This window comes from Neptunomonas sp. ABH4_499, assembly GCF_056160565.1.
On record NZ_JBSWXK010000006.1, the window covers coordinates 25610 to 46953 of the forward strand.

The 21344-nt window shown below is 50.5% G+C and carries 18 protein-coding genes and 1 pseudogene; 7 read left to right on the forward strand and 12 right to left on the reverse strand.

Going from position 1 to position 21344, the window contains the following annotated elements; translation table 11 throughout:
• Nucleotides 1-37: 37 nt before the first annotated feature.
• The 3 genes from adk (at nucleotide 38) to rlmB (ending at nucleotide 2622) form a co-directional block, all read left to right on the forward strand.
• Entirely contained in the window at nucleotides 38-691 is a 654-nt protein-coding gene (gene adk / locus ACXAF9_RS07590; protein WP_475072463.1) for an adenylate kinase, read from the forward strand.
• A gap of 166 nt (nucleotides 692-857) precedes the next feature.
• A complete protein-coding gene (gene hemH, locus ACXAF9_RS07595) occupies nucleotides 858-1868 on the forward strand; it encodes a ferrochelatase (protein WP_475072465.1) in 1011 nt (336 codons plus the stop codon).
• Between the two features lie 22 nt (nucleotides 1869-1890).
• On the forward strand, nucleotides 1891-2622 hold the full coding sequence (rlmB, locus tag ACXAF9_RS07600) for a 23S rRNA (guanosine(2251)-2'-O)-methyltransferase RlmB (RefSeq protein ID WP_475072467.1): 732 nt from the start codon (nucleotides 1891-1893) through the stop codon (nucleotides 2620-2622).
• Here the strand turns inward: rlmB and ACXAF9_RS07605 are convergent.
• On the reverse strand, nucleotides 2619-3635 hold the full coding sequence (locus tag ACXAF9_RS07605) for a LacI family DNA-binding transcriptional regulator (RefSeq protein WP_475072468.1): 1017 nt from the start codon (nucleotides 3633-3635) through the stop codon (nucleotides 2619-2621). The genes rlmB and ACXAF9_RS07605 overlap by 4 nt on opposite strands.
• A gap of 232 nt (nucleotides 3636-3867) precedes the next feature.
• On the opposite strand from ACXAF9_RS07605, the gene fucP reads away from it, so the two are divergent.
• Nucleotides 3868-5145, forward strand: a complete 1278-nt coding sequence (gene fucP / locus ACXAF9_RS07610) for an L-fucose:H+ symporter permease (protein ID WP_475072470.1) — start codon at nucleotides 3868-3870, stop codon at nucleotides 5143-5145.
• A gap of 14 nt (nucleotides 5146-5159) precedes the next feature.
• Here fucP and ACXAF9_RS07615 read toward each other — a convergent pair.
• From ACXAF9_RS07615 to ACXAF9_RS07640, 6 genes and pseudogenes are all read right to left on the reverse strand, one after another.
• A pseudogene (locus ACXAF9_RS07615) lies at nucleotides 5160-5326 on the reverse strand (DUF2256 domain-containing protein).
• A gap of 5 nt (nucleotides 5327-5331) precedes the next feature.
• A complete protein-coding gene (locus tag ACXAF9_RS07620; RefSeq protein ID WP_475072472.1) occupies nucleotides 5332-6882 on the reverse strand; it encodes an FAD-binding domain-containing protein in 1551 nt (516 codons plus the stop codon).
• A complete protein-coding gene (locus tag ACXAF9_RS07625; protein ID WP_475072474.1) occupies nucleotides 6807-8120 on the reverse strand; it encodes a DASH family cryptochrome in 1314 nt (437 codons plus the stop codon). Before ACXAF9_RS07625 ends, ACXAF9_RS07620 begins: the two co-directional genes overlap by 76 nt.
• A 68-nt stretch (nucleotides 8121-8188) precedes the next feature.
• Nucleotides 8189-9373 (reverse strand): acetate/propionate family kinase, encoded by a 1185-nt coding sequence (locus ACXAF9_RS07630; RefSeq protein WP_475072475.1) that lies wholly within the window; start codon nucleotides 9371-9373, stop codon nucleotides 8189-8191.
• 12 nt (nucleotides 9374-9385) lie between these two features.
• Entirely contained in the window at nucleotides 9386-10324 is a 939-nt protein-coding gene (locus tag ACXAF9_RS07635; protein ID WP_475072477.1) for a bifunctional enoyl-CoA hydratase/phosphate acetyltransferase, read from the reverse strand.
• 129 nt (nucleotides 10325-10453) lie between these two features.
• Nucleotides 10454-11386, reverse strand: a complete 933-nt coding sequence (locus tag ACXAF9_RS07640; RefSeq protein WP_475072479.1) for a LysR family transcriptional regulator ArgP — start codon at nucleotides 11384-11386, stop codon at nucleotides 10454-10456.
• A gap of 115 nt (nucleotides 11387-11501) precedes the next feature.
• On the opposite strand from ACXAF9_RS07640, the gene ACXAF9_RS07645 reads away from it, so the two are divergent.
• Nucleotides 11502-12104, forward strand: a complete 603-nt coding sequence (locus ACXAF9_RS07645; protein WP_475072480.1) for a LysE/ArgO family amino acid transporter — start codon at nucleotides 11502-11504, stop codon at nucleotides 12102-12104.
• An 80-nt stretch (nucleotides 12105-12184) separates the two neighbouring features.
• On the opposite strand, the gene ACXAF9_RS07650 is transcribed toward ACXAF9_RS07645, so the two are convergent.
• From ACXAF9_RS07650 to ACXAF9_RS07670, 5 genes are all read right to left on the reverse strand, one after another.
• Entirely contained in the window at nucleotides 12185-13150 is a 966-nt protein-coding gene (locus tag ACXAF9_RS07650) for a peptidoglycan-binding domain-containing protein (RefSeq protein WP_475072481.1), read from the reverse strand.
• A gap of 103 nt (nucleotides 13151-13253) precedes the next feature.
• Nucleotides 13254-13619 (reverse strand): histidine triad nucleotide-binding protein, encoded by a 366-nt coding sequence (locus ACXAF9_RS07655; RefSeq protein WP_475072483.1) that lies wholly within the window; start codon nucleotides 13617-13619, stop codon nucleotides 13254-13256.
• A gap of 50 nt (nucleotides 13620-13669) precedes the next feature.
• The gene (locus ACXAF9_RS07660) at nucleotides 13670-15187 is read right to left on the reverse strand and encodes a SpoVR family protein (protein ID WP_475072484.1); all 1518 of its coding nucleotides are present in this window, start codon (nucleotides 15185-15187) and stop codon (nucleotides 13670-13672) included.
• The gene (locus ACXAF9_RS07665) at nucleotides 15184-16473 is read right to left on the reverse strand and encodes a YeaH/YhbH family protein (RefSeq protein ID WP_475072486.1); all 1290 of its coding nucleotides are present in this window, start codon (nucleotides 16471-16473) and stop codon (nucleotides 15184-15186) included. The genes ACXAF9_RS07660 and ACXAF9_RS07665 overlap by 4 nt, the downstream gene beginning before the upstream one ends.
• Before the next feature lie 31 nt (nucleotides 16474-16504).
• Nucleotides 16505-18427 carry a PrkA family serine protein kinase gene (locus tag ACXAF9_RS07670; protein WP_475072488.1) on the reverse strand — a complete coding sequence of 641 codons (1923 nt, stop codon included), beginning with the start codon at nucleotides 18425-18427 and terminating at the stop codon, nucleotides 16505-16507.
• A gap of 804 nt (nucleotides 18428-19231) precedes the next feature.
• Between ACXAF9_RS07670 and ACXAF9_RS07675 the strand changes: the two genes are divergently transcribed.
• Nucleotides 19232-20437 (forward strand): L,D-transpeptidase family protein, encoded by a 1206-nt coding sequence (locus ACXAF9_RS07675; protein ID WP_475072490.1) that lies wholly within the window; start codon nucleotides 19232-19234, stop codon nucleotides 20435-20437.
• 48 nt (nucleotides 20438-20485) lie between these two features.
• Nucleotides 20486-21307, forward strand: a complete 822-nt coding sequence (locus ACXAF9_RS07680; RefSeq protein WP_475072494.1) for a L,D-transpeptidase Cds6 family protein — start codon at nucleotides 20486-20488, stop codon at nucleotides 21305-21307.
• Nucleotides 21308-21344 lie beyond the last annotated feature (37 nt).

The window sequence follows — 21344 nt, forward strand, 5'->3', positions numbered from 1 at the left end:
TTACAGTTAAGAAAAACGATTATTGGAGTTACCCTTCATGCGAATTATCCTTCTTGGCGCGCCGGGCGCTGGCAAAGGCACTCAAGCTCAGTACCTGACCGAAAAGTTCGGTATTCCACAAATCTCTACTGGGGATATGTTGCGTGCTGCGGTAAAAGCGGGCACACCACTGGGTGTTAAAGCCAAAGCCGTTATGGATGCAGGCGAGCTGGTGTCTGACGACATCATCATTGGTCTGGTAAAAGAGCGTATTGCTGAGTCCGATTGTGCAAACGGTTTCCTGTTTGATGGCTTCCCACGCACCATCCCTCAAGCGGATGCTCTGAAAGACGCGGGCGTACAAATTGATGCTGTGGTTGAGATTGACGTTGCAGACGAAGAGATCATCAAGCGTATGAGCGGCCGTCGTGTGCACCCAGGTTCGGGTCGTACATACCACGTTGTTTTCAACCCACCCAAAGTAGAAGGCAAAGACGACTTTACGGGTGAAGACTTGATTCAACGCGACGATGACCAAGAAGACATTGTAAAAGGTCGTTTGAACGTCTACCACGAGCAAACTGAGCCATTGATCTCTTACTACCGCGGTTGGGTTGAAGAAAACGCAGCAACGGCACCTAAATACGTTTACGTACCGGGTGTTGGCAGCGTTGATGATATCCGCGATAAAGTGTTTGAAGGTCTGGCGTAATCTAAGCCTGACATCGACTCGTAAAAAAGCCGCTTGATGCGGCTTTTTTTGTGTCTGGATCAAGTCGAGTGTCATTGGGCATCAAAAACCGCGGCTTTGTTGAGCAAAGCGGTGGGTTTTTAGGCAGCCTTTGGCGATAATACCTGCCTGCTTCTGGGAGTCTGTTGTGTCACATTCTATTGATCCGAAAACCGTCATCTTATTAGTCAATTTGGGCACGCCCGATTCGGCCGAGCCATCATCGGTGCGCCGCTATTTGAAAGAGTTTCTCTCGGACCGTCGAGTTGTCGAAGGCAAAGGGCCGCGTCGCTGGTTATGGTTGGCCGTGCTCAACAGCATTGTTTTAACCTTTCGCCCTAAACGGGTAGCTAAGCTGTACCAATCCATCTGGGAAGATGATTCCCCGATGCGCCGAATTTTGATGGAGCAAGTGGGTGCGCTGCAATCCACGCTGTCAGCGCAGCTGGATATCGCGCCGCGTGTCGTGCCTGCCATGACGTATGGCTCACCAGGCCTGACCGATCAGCTTCACACCTTGGCCAAAGAGGGCGTTGAACGCCTGTTTGTGGTCCCGATGTACCCGCAGTACTCCGCAACGACCACGGCACCCATCTATGATCAGATTGCGCGCTTTCAGTTAAAGCGCCGCGAAGTGATGGACATTCGCATCGTAAAATCGTTTTACAACCACCCCAAGTACATCAAAGCGATGGTGGCTTCGATTCACGCGCATACCAGTGCACACCCGGGCGCAGAAAAGCTGGTGCTCTCTTATCACGGTATCCCGAAAGAGTACGCCGATAAGGGCGATCCTTATCCGGTGCAATGTCATGCAACGTCCCGTTTGATTGCAGATGCGATGAGCTTGGGCGATGATCAATGGCTAACGACCTTCCAGTCTCGATTTGGCCCTGCCGAGTGGTTAAAACCCTATACGGATAAAACCTTAGAGTCCTTGGCAAAGTCGGGGACTCGTCATGTGGATGTGATTTGCCCTGCGTTTACGGCTGATTGCCTTGAAACACTTGAAGAGATTGCAGAAGAAAACAAGGAAGTCTTTGAAGAAGCCGGCGGAAGTCATTACGCTTACATCCCTGCTTTGAACAGTGAGCCACTGTTTATTGATTTATTAGCCAGCCTTGTGAATGAGCAAGCGTCCGATTGGCTGAACCGCTGAACCTGAATAACTGAGATTGACCATGTCCCTTGAGCGCGTCTTTGGCATCCATGCCGTGAAAACTGTCCTGAAATACGATACTGATCGCGTACAGCGATTGTTGGTGCTAAAAGGGCGGGAAGATAAACGGATCACCGAGCTTCTGAACGACCTCACGGGCATACAGGTGGTGCGCAAAGATCGTCGTGAACTGGACGATCTGGCTGAAGGCGGCGTTCACCAAGGGATCATCGCTGAGGTAAAACCGATCGAAGCGAAAGATGAGCGCTTTTTAGATCAGTTATTGGACGGCCTTGAAGAAGCACCGTTTTTATTAGTGCTGGATGGTGTAACCGACCCGCATAATCTTGGGGCGTGTATTCGAACCGCCGATGCTGCAGGTGTTCATGCGGTGATTGCGCCTAAGGATAAATCCGCTCCGCTGACCTCTGTGGCCGCGAAGGTCGCGTGCGGCGCTGCTGAAGTCGTGCCTTACGTTCAGGTAACTAACCTATCGCGTACGCTGCAGGATTTGCAGCAGCGTGGCATTTGGGTAACCGGAACGGCCGGTGAAGCGGAACAGATGGTCTATGAAGCGAACCTAAAAGGCCCCATGGCCCTGGTCATGGGTGCCGAAGGCAAAGGGATGCGCCGCTTAACGCGCGAGCACTGTGATTTCTTGATCAAAATCCCCATGGCTGGGGAGGTTAGCAGTTTGAACGTGTCTGTTGCAACAGGTGTCTGCCTGTTTGAAGCGGTTCGTCAGCGTCGCTAAAGGTGTAAGTCACTGGATGCTCGCTCGATCAGTTCGGTTTTGAGCATCACCTCTTCATGAAGCGAGGGTTGTTTTAAGGCTTTCAACAATAGGTTGGCGGCCTCTTCGCCCATGGCCTGCATAGGTTGGCGAATAGTCGTCAATGAAGGCCAGCACTGGGTAGCCAAGTCGGCATCATCAAAGCCCGTTACGCAGAGTTCTTGGGGTATCTGAACCTTGAGGTCGTGCGCCGCACTGAGCGCACCGGCTGCCATTTCATCGTTGGCGCAAACGATGGCGGTTGGACGCGGGGTATTTAAGAGTAGCGTTTTAGCTGATTGGTAACCGGACTCAGATGTACTCGCACCTTGCTGAGTAAAATCCGATGGCAGGTCTAAAGCGTGCTGCGTGATTGCTGCCTCATAGCCTTTTTTTCGCTCGGTGACGGCTTTGTGATCGGCCCGTCCCGCTATAAATGCGATCTTTCTGTGACCTGTCTGGATTAATTTATCCGTTAAATCTTCAACCGCGGCTTTGTCATCGGTACGCACGCACGAGGCGCGTGGATGGTCTTCAACCGGAGAGATTCTAACGTATGGGATGTTCAGCTCATCGAATAATTGAGCAATGTTTTCATCGTCGCTCAGAGGCGGCGTCAAAATAACCCCATCGACACGGGTGCGTTTTAAAAAGGCGTGGACATCCTTGGGGCGGTGCGTGGCTTGGGTGGTAATAGGGTGGATGAGCAGCTCGTACCCCTCTTGGTGACAACGCTGAATGACCCCAAATTGAACCTTCATGACGTAAGAGGAGGCCGCCAAAAACGTATCGTACAAAAGCGCCACGACAAATGAGCGTTTGCTGGCGAGTTGGCGTGCGGATAAGTTTGGCTGATAGCCTAATGCTTCAATCGAGGATTGTACTTTTTCTCGTGTTTTTTCACTGACGTTTGGCTCACCGTTAATCACACGTGAAACCGTTTTTATGGACACACCAGCGTGTGAGGCGACATCATCAATGGTCGGTGTACTCACAGGTTCTTCCTTACTGCCTTGTTTTTATTGTGTTCGCAGTATCGCACATTGGGGTGAATCTCCCAAATTCTCGTAAAGCCCATGTTTTATAGGGTTTGCTTAAACGTTAGGGTACAATAAGTTTTTATTGACAGCGCTGTCATAATTGGACAGACTGCGCCGCCATCTGCTCGGCGCTCAGGTGATGTTACCTGAGTTAACAAGGACAACGATCGCTGAACGAGGCAATTTGATGGCAACGTCCACACCAGGTCTATCGACTAACCACTCAGAAACACCGGCAAGCGGTAATTTCCGATTTGCACTTATTTCATTAACCTCACTGTTTTTCATGTGGGGGTTTATTACCAGTCTTAATGACATTCTGATTCCACACCTTAAAAACATTTTTGATCTGAGCTACACGCAAGCGATGCTCATCCAATTCTGTTTCTTTGGTGCTTATTTTGTCATGTCTCTGCCAGCCGGTGCGCTGGTGCATCGCTTAGGCTATAAGATGGGCATTGTGTGCGGTTTGTTAGTAGCGGCCGCAGGTGCCTTGCTGTTTGTACCAGCCGCCACCCTACAAATGTACCCGCTGTTCTTGGGCGCTTTGTTTGTATTGGCCTCTGGTATCACGATTTTGCAGGTATCGGCTAACCCATACGTTACGATTCTAGGCCCTGCTCAAACCGCATCAAGCCGTTTGAATTTAACCCAAGCCTTTAACTCTTTGGGTACGACAGTGGCTCCGTTTTTCGGTGCGATTCTGATTTTGACAGCCGGTGCACCTGCACTTGAAGGCGTCAGTGAAGTGGCCCACGAGATCGAGACGGTTAAAATGCCGTATGTGATCATCGCAGGCGCCTTGATTGCTTTGGCTGTGGTGTTTGCACTACTGAAGTTGCCACGCTTGTCCGACGACAATCAAACAGATACGTCAGAAGACATCAGCCGTGGTACTAACACGTCCGCTTGGCAGTATTCCCACCTGGTGCTGGGTGCCGTTGCTATCTTTATGTACGTGGGCGGTGAAGTGGCGATTGGTAGCTTCTTGGTCAACTTCTTGGGTGAGCCTCACATTGCAGGCTTAGCTGAAACCTCGGCTGCGCACTATGTGGCTTACTACTGGGGTGGTGCAATGGTCGGGCGTTTCATTGGCTCGGCGCTGATGACGAAGATTAACCCTGCGAAGATCCTAGCGTTCAATGCGTTAATGGCGGTGGTGCTCATCTTGGTAGCGACGTTCACCGAAGGCAATGTGGCTATGTTCGCGATCTTGCTGGTGGGTTTGTGTAACTCCATTATGTTCCCAACCATCTTCAGCTTAGCGGTACGTGGTTTGGGTGCGCATACCAGCCAAGGTTCTGGCATCTTGTGCTTGGCCATTGTGGGCGGTGCGATTGTGCCGCTTATTCAAGGTTTTGTGGCCGACAGCGTCGGTGTTCAGCTGTCCTTCTTAGTGGCAGCGGCGTGTTACCTGTACATCGTATTCTATGGCGCGAAGGGCTCCGAGCTGAAAACCCGCTAACAGAGCTTGTGGTATCAAGGCTCCCGATTGGGGGCCTTTTTTATACCTGTAGCATCGCTTTTGCACCTTTTGGAGCAATACCGGACCTCATCCCAGCAACGTGCCCATTTTTACGCCACGTAAAAGACCGCTCGCAGACTGGGCATATTTTGCTGGGTAAGTGGGGTTTCTTATGTGCCATTGGGTTTAAGTGTCCGCTCGTACGTGGCGCGCTAAGATGCGCTTGCTTTCAGCTTTAACATCGGCGCGGGAGCGGAACGACCAAAGACGCTCGCGGGCTTCAGCCCCGGTTATCTGTATATCAATGATGCGCTTGGGGTAGTCCTTGCCCAGAGTGACCTCCAACATGACCTCTTCCATGGGTGTCATTAACCAAGGTTCTTGGCGTAGCGCCGGCGGAAGGGGCGCAAGCTCGGGAATCCACTTGGCGATAAACAGCCCCTCGGGGTCGTGGTCCTGCGCTTGTTTTGTCGGGTTGTAAATTCGAAGGGTATTTGTGCCTGTGACCCCAGCCTGCATCTGAATTTGTGGGTAATGGATGCCTGGCTCAAAGTCCAAAAAGCGCTGCGCTAACGGGGCAGCGGCCCTTCGCCAATCAATTTTGAGATGATGGCAAAGAAAGCTCACCAGCATCGCGCGCATCCGAAAATTGATGTAACCGGTCGTGTTCAAGCAGCGCATGCAGGCATCCACCAGCGGGTAACCGGTTTGGCCTTGCAACCAGGCCTCAACGTGTAGGTCGACTAGATCATCCGTGCGGTAATCAAGGCGTTGATACGCCTGATTGACGGGACGAAACTCCATCTCCGATTCGCTTTCAAATTTTTGAATAAAGTGACAATGCCAATGCAAACGCGAGGCTAATGCCCTTAAAGCCTTGTGCCAACCGGGTTGTTTCCACTGGCGGAGCAAAGTTTGATACACCTCGCGAAGGCTAATGTTCCCAAACGCCAGATAGGGCGAGAGCCTAGAGCAGCTTTGTTGGCTCTCCATCGGTTTTGAAATGCGATAATGATAGTCGCGCCCGCGTCCTTGATAGAAGGACTCTACCACTTGCCAAGCGGCGGTTGAGCCACCGGTTTGTCGATGAGTGTCATCCAACGTCCAGCTGGTGGGCGCTGTCCATTCGGAAAAAATATCACTGGGTAGATGAAACGTTTTAAGTGACCCTAAATCGGGCGTATCCATTGGGCTTCGCATGGTGCGTTTCCTGTGTGCATCCCAATTATCGCGATTTTTAGCACCGCGTATCACGGCCCCCAGCGGCGTTTCATGCCATAAAACGCCGTGGTTATTACACCAAGCTTTGACGGCTTTATCTCGAGCGAAGGTGTTGTTAAGGCCGACCTCTTCATGGCTGTAAAGGTGATCGATATCCGCAACCTTCACTATCTGCTCAAAAGCATCCGGCAATGGAGCGTGCACCACTTGGATACGGCTTTGATATGGCGTTAGCTGACGGTTCAGGTCCTCTAACGATTGCCAGATAAAGCGCCAATGCTGCTCACTGTAGTGTGGGTCATCCAATAGCATCGGCTCTACAACATAGAGCAATACAATCGGTTTATTGTGTTCAATCGCTAAACGAAGCGGAGTGTGATCGGTTAAGCGAAGATCCCGTTTAAACCACACGATATTGATGGAAGGTCGTTCGTTATTGGTCATGGCATGATCGGCCAATCGGCCGCATCCACGCTGTCCAATGGTGCGGCTTTGTGTGCCTGAGGCCCAAGCCATCGTGTTTGATAGTGCCCCTCTGGATCAAATTGTTGGCGTTGTTTTTCAAGGTTAAAGTGACGTCCACCCCGAGGGTCCGCCCCGACACCGGCAATGTACTGCCAGTTACCCCAATTGCTGGCAACATCGTAATCCAGAAGGTGTTGTTCGAACCACGCCGCCCCATAACGCCAGTCGACTTGCAGCTCATTCACCAGAGCACTGGCCGCGATTTGACGAGCCCGGTTAGAGATATATCCCGTTTCACTGAGCTCCTTCAAGATGGCATTGACCAAAGGGTAAGGGGTTTCTCCCTCACACCACGCTCGAAAACGTTGTGGATAAAAGCTGGTGAGGGGCGGGTGCTTCGCTACCCCTTTAAACGCGAACAAGCGTTGACCTTGTTGTCTGGCTAGCCACTGAAAATACTCGCGCCATAAGAGCTCAAATCGCAGCCAGTCGGTTCCTTCGTTTTTCCCGTGCTGTTGCTCGTAATCGAGCGTCGCTTTCCAGAGCGTACGGCACGATAGAGCCCCTTGGCTGAGCCAAAACGAGCACTTGGACGATGCTTCCCAATCCGACAATGCATTGCGAGTGGCTTTGTAATGAATCGGCGCTTGGCTATTAAAATAAGCCTTTAGGTGACTAAGCGCAGCGCCTTCTCCACCGTGGGCGGCAAGAGCATGATCCTGGGTAGTGTCTGCACTCAGGAGTGATGATTCAGATGGTGGTTGCAGTGGGGAAGGTAACGCGCGAACGGCCGAACAGGGTTTGGTAACCGTCAGCGAATTGGCTCTGTGTCGAAACGGGGTAAAGTGTTTGGGCAACTTGGTATCGAGCAGATCCGATTGGCCTTGTTCAAATAACGTAAAGGTATCGATCACCGAAAAGCGTGTTGCTGGGCAACGCTTTTTCAGTTGATCGAGCGCTTTTAGCTCATCTATACCGACGGGGCGTGAGAGTACGACTTTCTCGATCTCTAAGGATTCGATGGTGTGGGAGACGACTTCCACCCAGTGACCTTGCTGAACATCCAACCATTGCCCCAGTGCGTTTAGGGACTGATCCAACTGTGTGAGCGCTTCTTGCAAAAAGCGCCAGCGTTTAGGTGAGAGCGCTGGTTGTTGGTAACGGCCGGGTTTAAACAGTGCCGGGTCAATGACGAAAAGGCAGTGCAGTTTTGATGCGAGGGCCGCTTCGGATAAAGCCGGATTATCGTGGATTCGTAAATCATTACCAAACAGCAGCAAGGTGCGCATCAAAGGCTCCGCAGATATCAGTCAATTGACCATCCTACGCTGGCTGCTGTTTGGCAGATCACAGATAATTAGGCACCAATTACTTCGGTGACATGGTGCGCGATCATCGCCTCCTCATTGGTGGGGATGATCCATACCTCGACAGAGCTGCCTTCTGAGTTGATGTTCAAAGCGGATGACCGGTTGGCCTCGGTATCGAGCTGAATACCCAACCACGCGCTTTGTTCACAGACACGGGCACGAAGCTCGGCGTCGTTTTCACCGACACCGCCTGTAAAGATCAGCTGTTCAAGTCCCCCTAAGGCGGCGGTTAAACGACCGAGTTCCAGTGCGATGCGGTACGCAAACATGGCGATGGCTTCTTGTGCTTCTGGGCTGTTTGAGCGCTTTAAGCGAATCATATCGGAGGACTCCCCAGACACCCCAAGCCAGCCACTCTCTTTGTAGATCAGGTGTTCGATCTGATCGGGTGTCATCTGGTAGTTGCGTTCTAGATAGAGAATCACTCCAGGGTCAATCGAGCCGCAACGCGAGCCCATCGGTAAACCGTCCACCGCGGTAAAGCCCATCGATGAAGCCACACTTTTTCCCTCTTTTACCGCACACATGCTGGCACCGGCCCCTAAATGACAGATCACCGTTTTGCGTTTTTCAGCCCGTGGGCGAATCTGACCTAAACGATAGACAATGTATTCGTAGGATAGACCATGAAATCCATAACGCTGAATGCCTGCTTCTGTTAATTCTCGTGGCAGGGCGTAGTGGCGCTCAAGATCGGATTGGCTGGCGTGAAACATGGTGTCGAAGCAGCCAATTTGTGGAAGGCTTGGCATTAATGCATGGCAGCAATCAATCAATAGGGTGTTGTACGGCTGATGCAGGGGGGCTAAAGGTATCAGAGTCTTTAAGTGTTCAACGCTTTTGTGATCCAGAAGCGTTGGGGTTAGGAAGTGCTTACCCCCGTGAACAATTCGGTGGCCAAACGCCGTTATGTGGTATTGGCTTCGGTTTTCGGCGATCCAATTAAGCACAAAATCCAATGCGCTGTGATGGCGTTCGTCCTCATCGCAGTTCAGATCGATATGATCCTCCACCAAGGTACTTCCATCGGCATCTTTAATGCTCAGCCGAGTATTGCCCAGCAAATTCCCCAGCTTGATCTGAACAATAGGTTGTTCCTGAACCGGGCCTGTAAGAAACAGCGTTGCTTTTAAACTGGAGGAGCCTGCGTTAATCGTTAAAACGGTTTGCATAACGAGACTCCCTTAGGTGTTGTTGGCGTGGCGAACCATGTACGAAGCCAATGCGCAGGACGCTAAACGACCTAACGGTGTTTCGGCTCGGCTGGTCAGGATGATCGGCACGCGTGCGCCCAAAGCCAGACCCGCTGATTTTGCCTCCGCTAGGTAGATAAGCTGCTTGGCGATCATGTTCGCCGCTTCCAAATCCGGCGCCAGTAAAATATCGGCCTCTCCAGAGACGGGGGAGTTGATGTGTTTATCCAGCGCGGCTTGTTTGGATATGGCATTATCAAACGCCAATGGGCCATCCAATACACCGCCGGTAATTTGGCCACGGTCGGCCATTTTGCACAAACAGGCCGCATCAATGGTGCTTGGCATGTAGGCTTTCACTTTTTCGACCGCCGCAAGAATCGCCACTTTAGGGGTGGTAATGCCTAGGGCGTGACAAAAATCGATGGCGTTTTGTGTGATGTCGCGTTTGTCATCTAAAGAAGGGGCGACATTAATGGCTCCATCGGTAATGACCAGCGGCTTATGGTAATGCGGGACATCAAACACAAAGACATGGCTTAAGCGGCGTTCGGTGCGAAGGCCGGTCTGCTTGTTGATAATGGCGCTGATCAGCTCCGAGCTACCAAGATCCCCCTTCATCAGTGCATCGGCCTTCCCTTGGCGGGCCAGCTCACAGGCTTTTTCGGCCGCGGCGTGGCTGTGTTCCACATCAACACACTCGTAAGCGGAAATATCGATGCCTTCTTGTTCGGCTGCGCTTCGAATCTTGGCAAGCGGGCCAATCAAAATCGGTTGGATTAAGCCTTTCTCGGCCGCTTCAACGGCACCGAGCAGTCCGTTGTGGGATACCGGATGAACGACGGCGGTGCGAATCGGTTGATCGTTAGCGGCTTGTTCAATGAAGAACTCTAATTGATCATGTGCAGGTGGCTGGGCAGGCATGTTCATCACTCACTCCTTTTGAAGATTCGATCCTAAAGGGTCAGATCCATTGATCAGTACAAGGTGTAAAAAGTTACTGCCACGAGAGTATGATTATGCCGCACTGCAACAAAATGACAATGACCTACATCAGCGTTAACGAGTCAGCTTCGGTCGGTACAAGTCTGGGTATTGATCAAACGGAGCCAGCTCGGCCTCTGCAGCACGCACCAGTGCGTCCGTTAGGTGTTTTGCTAGCGGCGTTTTTAAACTCCAGACATGCCAATACAGAGGTACCGCTAAAAACTGACCCGGCGCGATATCAACCAAACGTCCTTGTTCCACCAACGGGTCGGCAAGCTGATCGGGAATCATACCCAGGCCAAAGCCACGTAGAATAAGATCCACAAACGGCTCGGCCGCAGGGATACGGTGGCATTGATATTCACTGGGTTCCAAATGATAGAAGCTGCGTAAATAGCGAATTTGCAGCGCATCCTTGTGGTTGTAGTCAACCACCGGTGCTTTACGAACGGCCGCACGATCGACCCCTTCGGCAAAGTACTGCTGCATAAAACTTGGGGAGGCAAACGCGCGGTACACGCAAACACCCAATGGGATGGAGTGGCAGCCTTGCAGCGGTTTTTCGTTTGCTGTGATGCAGCCCATGACATCCCCTTGTTTTTGGAGCTGTAGAGTCTGGTCCTGATCATCGACTTTAAGGTCCAGCAATAAGGCATGCTCGTTTAACAATGGCTCCAACGCAGGTAGAAACCAAGTGGCAAGGGTGTCGGCGTTTAACCCGATCGAGAGTCGCGTAAAGCCACCCACATCATCTGGGCTGAGCTCTTCCATCAAATGGGTTTGCAACAGCTCGACCTGACGATAATGTTTTAGCAGGCTTTGGCCTGCGTCGGTGGGCGTTAAAGGGTGAGAGCGGATCAGCAAGGCTTGGCCTACGTGCTCCTCTAATTGCTTGATGCGCTGGGAAATGGCCGATTGGGTTACGTGTAATCTCGCGGCGGCACGCTCAAAGTTTTGTTCTTCTATAACAATGGCTAAGGCTTGGATTTGACGATAGTCGATCATTAGCTTTACTTATCTTTCATTAAAATTATCAGTTTTTCTTTATTTTTAGTCTTGTGCAAAATGACGATTCTTTCAAGCTTTTATCACCCGATATCCTTACATAAGCAGTAATATCATGTCGATTATCAATGTTCTTCAAGGTTTCAGCAGTGCCATTGTGCTGATCGTAGCCATCGGCGCGCAAAACGCCTTTGTACTGGGGCAGGGCGTACAAAAACATCATCATTGGTGGGTTGCACTCATTTGCATGAGTTGCGATGCGGTGCTGATCAGCGCTGGTATGTTAGGGGGCGGGTATGTGTTTGAAACTTGGCCGCTGATTCTGGACGTGCTTCGCTACGGTGGCGCAGCGTTTTTACTCTGGTATTCCATCGGCTGTTTTAAAGGGTTTATGCACCCTAAAGGGCTGAGCCCGAACATGATGTACACCACGCTGACCCGCACGGTGATGACCACATTGGCCGTGAGCTTGTTAAATCCGCATGTCTATATCGATACGGTGGTGCTGTTGGGCAGTATTGGTAACCAGCTGGAAGGGGGCGAGAAAAACGGCTTTTGGTTGGGCGCAGTGACCGCATCCGTGGTGTGGTTTACGGTGCTTGCCGCCGCCGCACAGGCTTTATCTCCAGTGTTGAAAAAGCCCAATGTGTGGCGCTGGATCGATTTGGGGATTGGCTGCTTAATGCTTTGGATCGCCTACTGGTTGTTGACTCATTGATACTCGATTGATTCACAATCAACAGACAGCAAAAAGGCCCATCAGGGCCTTTCTTAATCTAGCGAGGTGATCATCAGTCCTCAGATTTGAACACCTAAGGATTCAAGAGTGCCTAGCGTTAGCTGACCGGAGGGGAGTTTTTGATCCCGCTGATAGGCTGTAACCGCACGCATGGTTTTGCGCCCCATGATGCCATCGACAATACCTGGGTTGTAACCCTTGTTTTTCAAGCTTTGTTGAAGTCGCTTAACGAGGTCTTTAGTCGTGTTGGTCTCGCATAAAATAGGACGCCACTCAAGGTAGGCATCGGCCGCCTGTGCTTGGCCGTTGCTGGCAATCACACGAGGCTCGCCCGAGTTCACCAACTTGCGCACCTTAACGGTCTGATATTCAGCCGGGATCTTAACGGTACGAGAAGTCGCAGGCTTGACTAAAACGCGTCGGGTGATGGTTTGAGTTTTACCCGGTACCGACACTTTTTTAACGGTTTCAGGTTCGACCAACACTTCTTTCGTGACGGTTTTGTATTCGGCGGGTACTTCGACTAAACAGAGGATCTCACCGGTTTGCTCATCACGTTTGGAGATAGGCCCCGTGCCTTTTTTCCACTCGGTGTGTGCAGGGCGGACTAAGACTTGTTCCGTAACCGTTTCATACTTTGCAGGAATGCGGATAAGCTCATCGGCCGAATCCGATACTTGGATCTCTTCAGTAACGGTTTTGTATTTAGCCGGGATGATCTCGGTGGATTCCGACGCGTCTTTGATTAAAACGCGTTCTTCAACCCACTCAAATTTAGGCTCAACCGTTTCAAAATGCTGATTGGATGCGCTGGCATCAATCTTAAGGTTTGCATCGCTGTTTTCAGGTAACACCACTACACGTGCATAGCATTCACCCGGTTTGGGGTTGGGCGGGAGTAAGCTGTTTTGGCGCTGAACGTTAGAGGACTGGTTAACGTCCTGTGTAGGTTTGAAGACACTGCAGCCGCTAAGAACAGCAAGTGCCAGAGACGAAATCGCAAAAAATGATATGCGTCGTTTCATGACAGAGATTCCTTTCAAATTCGGTATGTTTCGCGTTTAAGGGACTATGACCCCAAAACGAAGCTAAAGTTACTCCAACTTTAGCTTTATTTTTATTGGTATCTTACACGTCTACTTTAAGCGAGTCTTGATACGGAGGCCAGCCTAAAGGTTTGCCACCTAACACGTGCAGGTGAATATGATACACCGTCTGTCCACCATGTGGGTTGCAATTAAAGACGGTTCGGTAACCATCGTTGGAAAAACCGTGCTCTTTTGCTAAGTGTGCGGCGGTTGCGATCACTTTACCGACAAGGGTGTGATCCTCTTCGGTGACATCGTTCAAGGTGTGGATGTGTTTCTTTGGAATCACCAAACCATGGAAGGGCGCGTGAGGGTTAATGTCTTCAAAGGCCAAAACGTCGTCATCTTCAAAAAGAATCTTAGCTGGGATCTCTTTGTTGATGAGCTTACAAAATAAACAATCCATTAGGCTTCATCCAAAATTTAAGGTTGAAGCCCAAAGTATATGAGATCGGCTTAGCCGATCTCAAGCAACTCTTTTGGCGGACAGTGATAAGTGCGGGTTACTTTGTCCTCCGGGGTCACGGATTCCAGGTGTACATCAAACCCCCACAGTCGGTGGATGTGTTTGAGTACCTCGTCGGTATCGTCGCCCAGCGGTCGGTTGTTATGCATATAATGACGCAAGGTCAAGGATCGGTTTCCACGAACGTCCACGTTGTACACTTGGATGTTAGGCTCCCGATTACCCAGATTGTACTGAGCGGAGATATCTTCGCGAATGCGGCGATAGCCAGAATCATCGTGAATGGCCGAGACTTTTAACGTCGGGGAATCCGAATCATCTAAGATGGTAAAGAGCTTCAGTTCTCGAATAAGCTTGGGCGATAAATACTGCAGGATAAAACTCTCATCCTTAAAGTTGCGCATCGCATAATCGAGGGTTTTCAGCCAATCGGCCCCAGCAATGTCTGGGAACCACTCCCGGTCTTCTGGGGTTGGGTCTTCACAGATGCGGCGAATGTCGCACATCATATTAAAGCCCAAGGTGTAGGGGTTTATCCCTGAAAAGTAGGGGCTATCAAAGGAGGGTTGATAGACCACGCTGGAGTGGCTGTGCAGAAACTCCATCATAAAGCCATCGGTGACCAGCCCTTCCTCGTAGAGTTTATTCAGCAAGGTGTAATGCCAAAAGGTGGCCCACCCCTCGTTCATGACTTGAGTTTGTTTTTGCGGATAAAAGTACTGGGAGATCTTACGCACGATACGCACAATCTCACGTTGCCAAGGCTCTAAGAGAGGCGCGTTTTTCTCGATAAAATAGAGAATGTTCTCTTCCGGTTCCGGTGGGAACTTAGGCGCTTCTCTGGCGCTCTCTTCATCCGCTTTTTTCGGAATGGTGTTCCAGATCTGATTCAGATGGCGCTGGTTGTATTCTTCGCGCGCATCAATACGGGCCTGCTCCTCTTCGGCGGTTAAAGGTTTAGGCCGTTTGTAGCGGTTGACCCCATAATTCATTAAGGCATGACACGAATCTAAAACCGACTCGACCTCTTCTACGCCGTGGCGCTCCTCGCATTTGGCGATGTACTGCTTAGCAAACACCAAGTAATCAATGATGGCCGAGGCGTCGGTCCAGGTTTTGAACAGGTAATTGCCTTTAAAGAAGGAGTTATGACCATAGCACGCGTGCGCAATCACCAGCGCTTGCATGGTCATGGTGTTCTCTTCCATTAGATAGGCAATACACGGGTTGGAATTGATTACAATCTCGTAGGCCAGACCCATCTGGCCGCGTTTGTATTGCTGCTCGGTTTGGACAAACTGCTTACCGTAGGACCAATGGTTGTAGTTGAGTGGCATACCGACGGAGGCGTAGGCATCCATCATCTGCTCAGAGGTAATGATCTCAATTTGATTGGGGTAGGTGTCCAGGCCAAACTCTCTTGCCACACGACCGATCTCTTTGTCGTAGGCTTCGATCAGTTCAAAGCTCCACTCGGCTCCGGTGGAAATGGGTTCGCGTTTGCTCATGCCGCCCCCTCCGTTTTACGTTCAAAGAGTTTGCGAAACACCGGATAAATATCGGACATCTCTTCGATGTGTTGAATCGCAAATTGCTCAGGATGACGCTGGTGGACTTGAAGGTATTCCTCCCACAGGTTTTGGTGTGGCCCGTTGGTGATCTCTACATAGGCAAAGTACTGCACTTCGCGAAGAATCTCTTTGTACAAGATATCTGAGCAACGTTGCGAGTCACCCTCCCAGTTATCCCCATCCGATGCCTGAGCCACATACACGTTCCAGTCGTTGCGCGGGTAGCGTTTGCGCAAAATATCGGCGGTCAGATCTAAGGCGCTTGATACGATGGTACCGCCCGTTTCGCGGGAGTAGAAAAACTCCTCCTCTGTGACCTCTTTGGCGTGGGTGTGGTGGCGAATAAACACCACTTCAATGTGTTTGTAGTTTCGCTGCAAAAAGAGGTAAAGCAAGATGAAAAAACGCTTGGCCATCTCTTTGATGGACTGCGTCATCGAGCCTGAAACATCCATCAAACAAAACATAACCGCTTTGCTTGAAGGCACAGGGTGCTTAACCATGTTGTTGTAGCGAAGATCAAACTCATCAATAAAGGGTAGCTTTTTGACGGATTTCTCAAGCTCCGTGATCTTCTCGCGGATCTCGGCCATTTCGGCGGTACGCGCATCCGACGCCGGTTGATCCTCTAGATTCCACAAACGTTTTTTAAGTGAACGAATCTCCTGACGATTAGGGCCAGATAAAGCGATTCGGCGGGCATGGGCCGCTCTTAGCGAGCGAACAATATTAAGCTTATCGGGTGAGCCTGCGGTCGTGAAACCCGCGCGCTTGGTTTCAAAGCTGGTACTGTCCTTGAGCTGCTTTTTTACCAAATAGGGGAGTTCGAGGTCTTCAAACATGAAGTCCAAAAACTCCTCTTGGTTAATGTGGAAGCTAAATTCATCTTCACCTTCGCCTTGATTGCTGGCTTGGCCTTGTCCACCACCGCCTCCGCCGCCCCCACCTTGAGGGCGTTGGAATTCGTCACCGGTTGTAAACTCTTTGTTACCCGGAAATACCCGAGTTTGCTTGCCTCCTTGGCCGTGGTGAAACATGGGCTCATTGGTGTCTTTACGCGGGATGGTAATCTTTCCACCCCGGTCCAGATCCTGAATAGAGCGCTGCTTGATGGACTCTTCCACCGCTTCCTTAATCTGCTTTTTATAGCGTTTCAGAAAGCGCTGGCGGTTCACAGTGCTTTTCTTTTTTCCGTTGAGACGGCGGTCAATGATGTAACTCATGCTCCGTTCTCCTTAGCCGGTCGGGCGGTGATTACTGCGATTTTCGAACGCGGATATACCACTCAGATAACAAGCGAACTTGTTTCTCGGTGTAGCCCCGCTCGATCATGCGCTTCACAAACTCACCGTGTTTATGCTGCTCGTCGGACGATGCTTTCGCATTGAACGAGATAACAGGCAGAAGATCTTCGGTGTTCGAGAACATTTTCTTCTCGATCACGGTGCGCATCTTCTCGTAGCTCATCCACGATGGATTTTTGCCTTCGTTGTTGGCGCGGGCGCGCAGCACAAAGTTCACAATCTCGTGACGGAAGTCTTTCGGATTGCTGATGCCAGCTGGTTTTTCGATCTTCTCGAGCTCTTCGTTGATGGACTGACGATCCAGAATGTCACCGGTTTCTGGGTCTCGGTACTCTTGGTCTTGAATCCAGAAGTCCGCGTAGGTCACATAGCGATCAAAGATGTTCTGGCCGTACTCGGAGTAGGACTCAAGGTAAGCGGTTTGAATCTCTTTACCCAGTAACTCGATGTATTTGGGCGCAATGAACTCTTTGATGAAGCTTACGTAAGCCTCTTGCGTATCCTGCGGGAACTGCTGCTGCTCGATCTCTCTTTCTAGCACATACATCAGATGAACAGGGTTGGCTGCCACTTCGGATGGATCAAAGTTGAACACCTTAGAGAGGATCTTAAAGGCAAAGCGTGTGGATAGACCGTTCATGCCCTCATCGACACCCGCCATGTCCTTGTACTCTTGAAGTGACTTAGCTTTCGGGTCGGTGTCTTTTAAGTTCTCGCCATTGTAGACGCGCATTTTAGAGTACAGATTGGAGTTTTCTGGCTCTTTAAGGCGCGACAAGATAATGAACTGCGCGAGCATGTTCAAAGTATCCGGCGCGCACGGCGCTTTGTTCAACGAACTGGTTTCGAGCAGTTTTTCGTAAATTTTGATCTCTTCTTTGATGCGCGTGCAGTACGGGACTTTGACGATGTACACACGGTCAATGAAGGCTTCGTTGGTTTTGTTGTTCTTAAAGCTCTGCCACTCGGATTCGTTGGAGTGGGCAAGAATGACGCCGTCGTACGGGATGGCGCCCATGCCTTCGGTACTGTTGTAGTTACCTTCCTGAGTCGCGGTCAGCAGCGGGTGGAGTACCTTGATTGGTGCTTTAAACATCTCCACGAACTCCATAACACCTTGGTTGGCGTTACACAGCGCCCCCGAGAAGCTATAAGCATCGGGGTCGTGTTGAGGAAACTCCTCAAGCTTACGGATATCCACTTTACCGACCAAGCTTGAAATGTCTTGGTTGTTCTCATCGCCAGGTTCTGTTTTCGCGATGGCGATCTGATTCAGGATGGATGGGTAGAGTTTCACCACGCGGAATTTCGAGATGTCTCCGCCGTATTCATGCAAACGTTTTACTGCCCATGGGGACATGATGCCTTTGAGGTAGCGACGTGGAATGCCGTACTCCTCTTCGAGGATCTCAGCGTCCTCTTCGGGATTGAATAAACCAAGAGGGGATTCATACACCGGTGAGCCCTTGATTGCATAGAAGGGGATGCGCTCCATGAGGTGTTTTAAACGCTCTGCAAGCGATGACTTACCGCCACCGACAGGGCCCAGGAGGTAAAGAATCTGTTTACGTTCTTCCAGGCCTTGAGCGGCGTGACGGAAGTAGGCGACAATGCTTTCGATCGCTTCCTCGTTGCCGTAGAACTCCGAAAAAGCTGGATAGCGCTTGATCACTTTGTTGGAAAAAATCCGACTCAGACGAGGGTCGCGGGAGGTGTCGACCAGCTCCGGCTCACCGATCGCCTTGAGCATACGCTCGGAAGCGCTGGCAAATGCCATCGGGTCTTGTTTACAGAGTTGGAGATAATCCGTAAGGCTCATCTCTTCCTGGGTGGTTGACTCGTAACGCGACTTATAGTGTTCGAAGATACCCATATCTTGCACCCCTTCTCAATTCGGCGAGCCCAAGGTAAACACAACCTGGATGGCAGTCTGGCCCACGCTATACAGTTTTCATTGACTCGATTTCACTCTTGCTGCTGGTGATTAATTCGATGTTTTAAAAAAGCTGACCGTTCAGCTCTTTCAGGAAATTAGGTTTGCTTTAACAGCTAATTAGATGTGTTACACCTCTAATCGTTCAGGGTCAACACAACTTTCTTACAATGCCTTTACGAAAAAGTGACCTATGTTGATCAGTGCAATGTCTGAGCCAACCTGACTGATTGATCAGGTTTTTGTTAGACCCGACCTACCCATAACACGAGTGAGGAGATCCATCATCAGGGGCTTTAATGTTGCACTGCAGCAATTAGGTGGCCTTTACTCGTGAACGTCCAAGAAAAGACCGTTTCTTCGCAACCAAGCCGGCGAACTTTGTTCCCGACCTATTAACAGTATCGTCCAGAATTTTTGAAGTGTGAGCTTTGTTGTGTTTTTTTTTCAAGCAATGAAGGTGCTGGTTTGTTAAAAAAAAGAACAGTGATGTGTTCCTCTTTGGTGCAAAACCGTAGGGTGCTGACCGAACGATACATCAAATGTGGCTAAGGCACGCTGGGCTTAGATCAAGTTTGCATAATCTTATGATGCGGGGGCACTTTTGAGGTAAAACTTGGTCTGAACTTGGCATTTGAGTCAGCATTAACTGTGGTATGATTCGGTCAGCTGTCTCAAAGATTTGATTCTTTGGTCGCTAACTCTTTTGGCGAAGTTTTAAAGTTAGACATCATTAGGTAGAACATGCGCAACATTCATACACTTCTGAGGCAAACACTGGGTGCTCTTCCTCTTATGGCGGTGCTTTCGGTTCAGGCTGCACCGGACTACGGCGTGTCAGAGGGAAATGAAGAACTCTTAATCCAGGGGCTTGAATCATTGGCCTCTCAGCAATTTGATGATGCATTAACACAGTTCCAAGAACTGACCCAAAAGCGCCCTGACTTTCGTTTGGCGCAACTGGTGTATGCCGACTTATTGGCAGCGCAAGCCAACCCACTGGGAGAAGCCGGTGGTGATCAGGCTCAGCGAAAAAAACAGATTCAGGGGCTGATCGATGAGGCGCGTGCCCGCCTGACCTATAAAGAAACCCGTCGCCAAGGGTTAGTGCCGAAAAGCTTGGTCCAGATGAGCGATGATCAGAAGTATCTGATTTTGGTTGATACAGACCTTTCGCGCTTGTTCTTGTTCGAGAACGTGAACGGCACACCGACCTTAGTAAAAGACTACTATGCCTCTTATGGCCGCGGTGGTACTGAAAAACGTAAGCAGGGCGACCTTAAAACGCCGCTCGGCGTTTATTTTGTGACCATGCGCTACCAAGATCGCAACCTACCAGAGCGTTACGGCTCAGGGGCGTTGCCCATAAACTACCCAAACCAGTGGGATTACCGTTTAGGCCACACCGGAAACGGTATTTGGGTGCACGGGTCGCCGGTGGATACCTACAGTCGCCCTCCTAAGGCCAGCGAAGGTTGTATCTCACTAACCAACCCTGACTTTATCGAGCTGGATAAGCTGGTTGATATCAAGAATACACCGGTCTTAATCGGTAAAAGTGTCGAGTGGGTGAGCGTAGATCAATGGAAAAAACAGAAAGGCCAGTTAGCCACCTTCATTGATCAATGGCGTCAAGATTGGGAAAGCAAAGATCACTCCCGCTACATCAGCCATTACTCGAAAACCTACAAAGATGGTTCACGAAATTACGATAGTTTCAGTGCCTACAAAGAGCGTGTCAACAGCGCGAAAGAGTACATCAAAGTCGGCATTGATGATTTGAGTTTGTTTACTTATCCAAATAATCCCGACCTCATGGTCGCTACCTTCCGTCAGGATTACCAGTCGAATAACTACAAAGGCGAGTCGATTAAACGCCAGTACTGGGTGCGGGAACAGGGCGAATGGAAAATCGCATTTGAAGGGGACCCATCCAAAGGGATTCCTTAGTCAGTGTAGTGTTAATGAGGGAGCGGGTTTCTGTTAAGGATCGTCTCTATGTTTCGCTCTGGAATACGCTGGTGGTTTTCAGCGGCCATGACCGGTCTGGTGATTGGCGCAACCGCTTGGTTTTTGATCAAAAAATGGCAGGCTGAGAATCCAACTCAGCCAGAGCCTGCACAGCAGTTGGCAAGTGAACCCTCAACTGCTGAATCACAAGAGGCGATCTCCAACGAGTCCCCCAAAGAGGAGACGGTTGCTTCCCTGGACGTGGCTGAACCAGATATTACTGAATCGCCTGAGCCTCAAGCTGTTGAGCCCCTCGATGATGTCGAGGGTCAGCCTGTTCCTCCAAAGGACCAAGAGAGCGCTGAAAGCATCGACACCGAGCCTACCCAAGAAGCAAACTCAAACTCTCAGCTTTCCGAATCGACAGTTAGCCCAGCTGCCACGCCTAACGAGGAGGCTTCTGATGTGCAAGAAAGCGCAGGGCGGCATAACGTCGAGACTCCGAAAGCGACCGACCCTAAGATCACTGCTGAAGCGGACATTACTGAAGCGGTAAGCATTTGGGCAAAGGCGTGGAGTGCTCAGGATGTGGATCAATACACATCGATCTATTCAGCCGATTATAAAGGGGATGCGAGCAGTCACGCAGCGTGGGTAAAAAGCCGTGCAACGCGTCTGAAGCGGCCGAAGTGGATCCGTGTGGATATTGGTCCGCTGAGTTTTAATCACTTGGATGCAGCACACGTGGAGGTCACTTTTTGGCAGGTGTATCGCGCCTCTAACTATCAAGATGAAACTCAAAAGAGCTTGCAGCTTCGTTTAGATGGCGATCAGTGGCGAATCACGCAAGAGGTCTCCACTAACCCTTAAATGCAAACTCAAAAAAAACGCCGGTTAGACCGGCGTT

Bases quoted from the DNA above. Each gene is read 5' to 3' on its own strand.
- adk (WP_475072463.1), top strand. From the start codon at position 38: ATGCGAATTATCCTTCTTGGCGCGCCGGGCGCTGGCAAAGGCACTCAA.
- rlmB (WP_475072467.1), top strand. From the start codon at position 1,891: ATGTCCCTTGAGCGCGTCTTTGGCATCCATGCCGTGAAAACTGTCCTG.
- fucP (WP_475072470.1), top strand. From the start codon at position 3,868: ATGGCAACGTCCACACCAGGTCTATCGACTAACCACTCAGAAACACCG.
- ACXAF9_RS07620 (WP_475072472.1), bottom strand. From the start codon at position 6,882: ATGGCTTGGGCCTCAGGCACACAAAGCCGCACCATTGGACAGCGTGGA.
- ACXAF9_RS07625 (WP_475072474.1), bottom strand. From the start codon at position 8,120: ATGCGCACCTTGCTGCTGTTTGGTAATGATTTACGAATCCACGATAAT.
- ACXAF9_RS07630 (WP_475072475.1), bottom strand. From the start codon at position 9,373: ATGCAAACCGTTTTAACGATTAACGCAGGCTCCTCCAGTTTAAAAGCA.
- ACXAF9_RS07635 (WP_475072477.1), bottom strand. From the start codon at position 10,324: ATGAACATGCCTGCCCAGCCACCTGCACATGATCAATTAGAGTTCTTC.
- ACXAF9_RS07640 (WP_475072479.1), bottom strand. From the start codon at position 11,386: ATGATCGACTATCGTCAAATCCAAGCCTTAGCCATTGTTATAGAAGAA.
- ACXAF9_RS07645 (WP_475072480.1), top strand. From the start codon at position 11,502: ATGTCGATTATCAATGTTCTTCAAGGTTTCAGCAGTGCCATTGTGCTG.
- ACXAF9_RS07650 (WP_475072481.1), bottom strand. From the start codon at position 13,150: ATGAAACGACGCATATCATTTTTTGCGATTTCGTCTCTGGCACTTGCT.
- ACXAF9_RS07655 (WP_475072483.1), bottom strand. From the start codon at position 13,619: ATGGATTGTTTATTTTGTAAGCTCATCAACAAAGAGATCCCAGCTAAG.
- ACXAF9_RS07660 (WP_475072484.1), bottom strand. From the start codon at position 15,187: ATGAGCAAACGCGAACCCATTTCCACCGGAGCCGAGTGGAGCTTTGAA.
- ACXAF9_RS07665 (WP_475072486.1), bottom strand. From the start codon at position 16,473: ATGAGTTACATCATTGACCGCCGTCTCAACGGAAAAAAGAAAAGCACT.
- ACXAF9_RS07670 (WP_475072488.1), bottom strand. From the start codon at position 18,427: ATGGGTATCTTCGAACACTATAAGTCGCGTTACGAGTCAACCACCCAG.
- ACXAF9_RS07675 (WP_475072490.1), top strand. From the start codon at position 19,232: ATGCGCAACATTCATACACTTCTGAGGCAAACACTGGGTGCTCTTCCT.
- ACXAF9_RS07680 (WP_475072494.1), top strand. From the start codon at position 20,486: ATGTTTCGCTCTGGAATACGCTGGTGGTTTTCAGCGGCCATGACCGGT.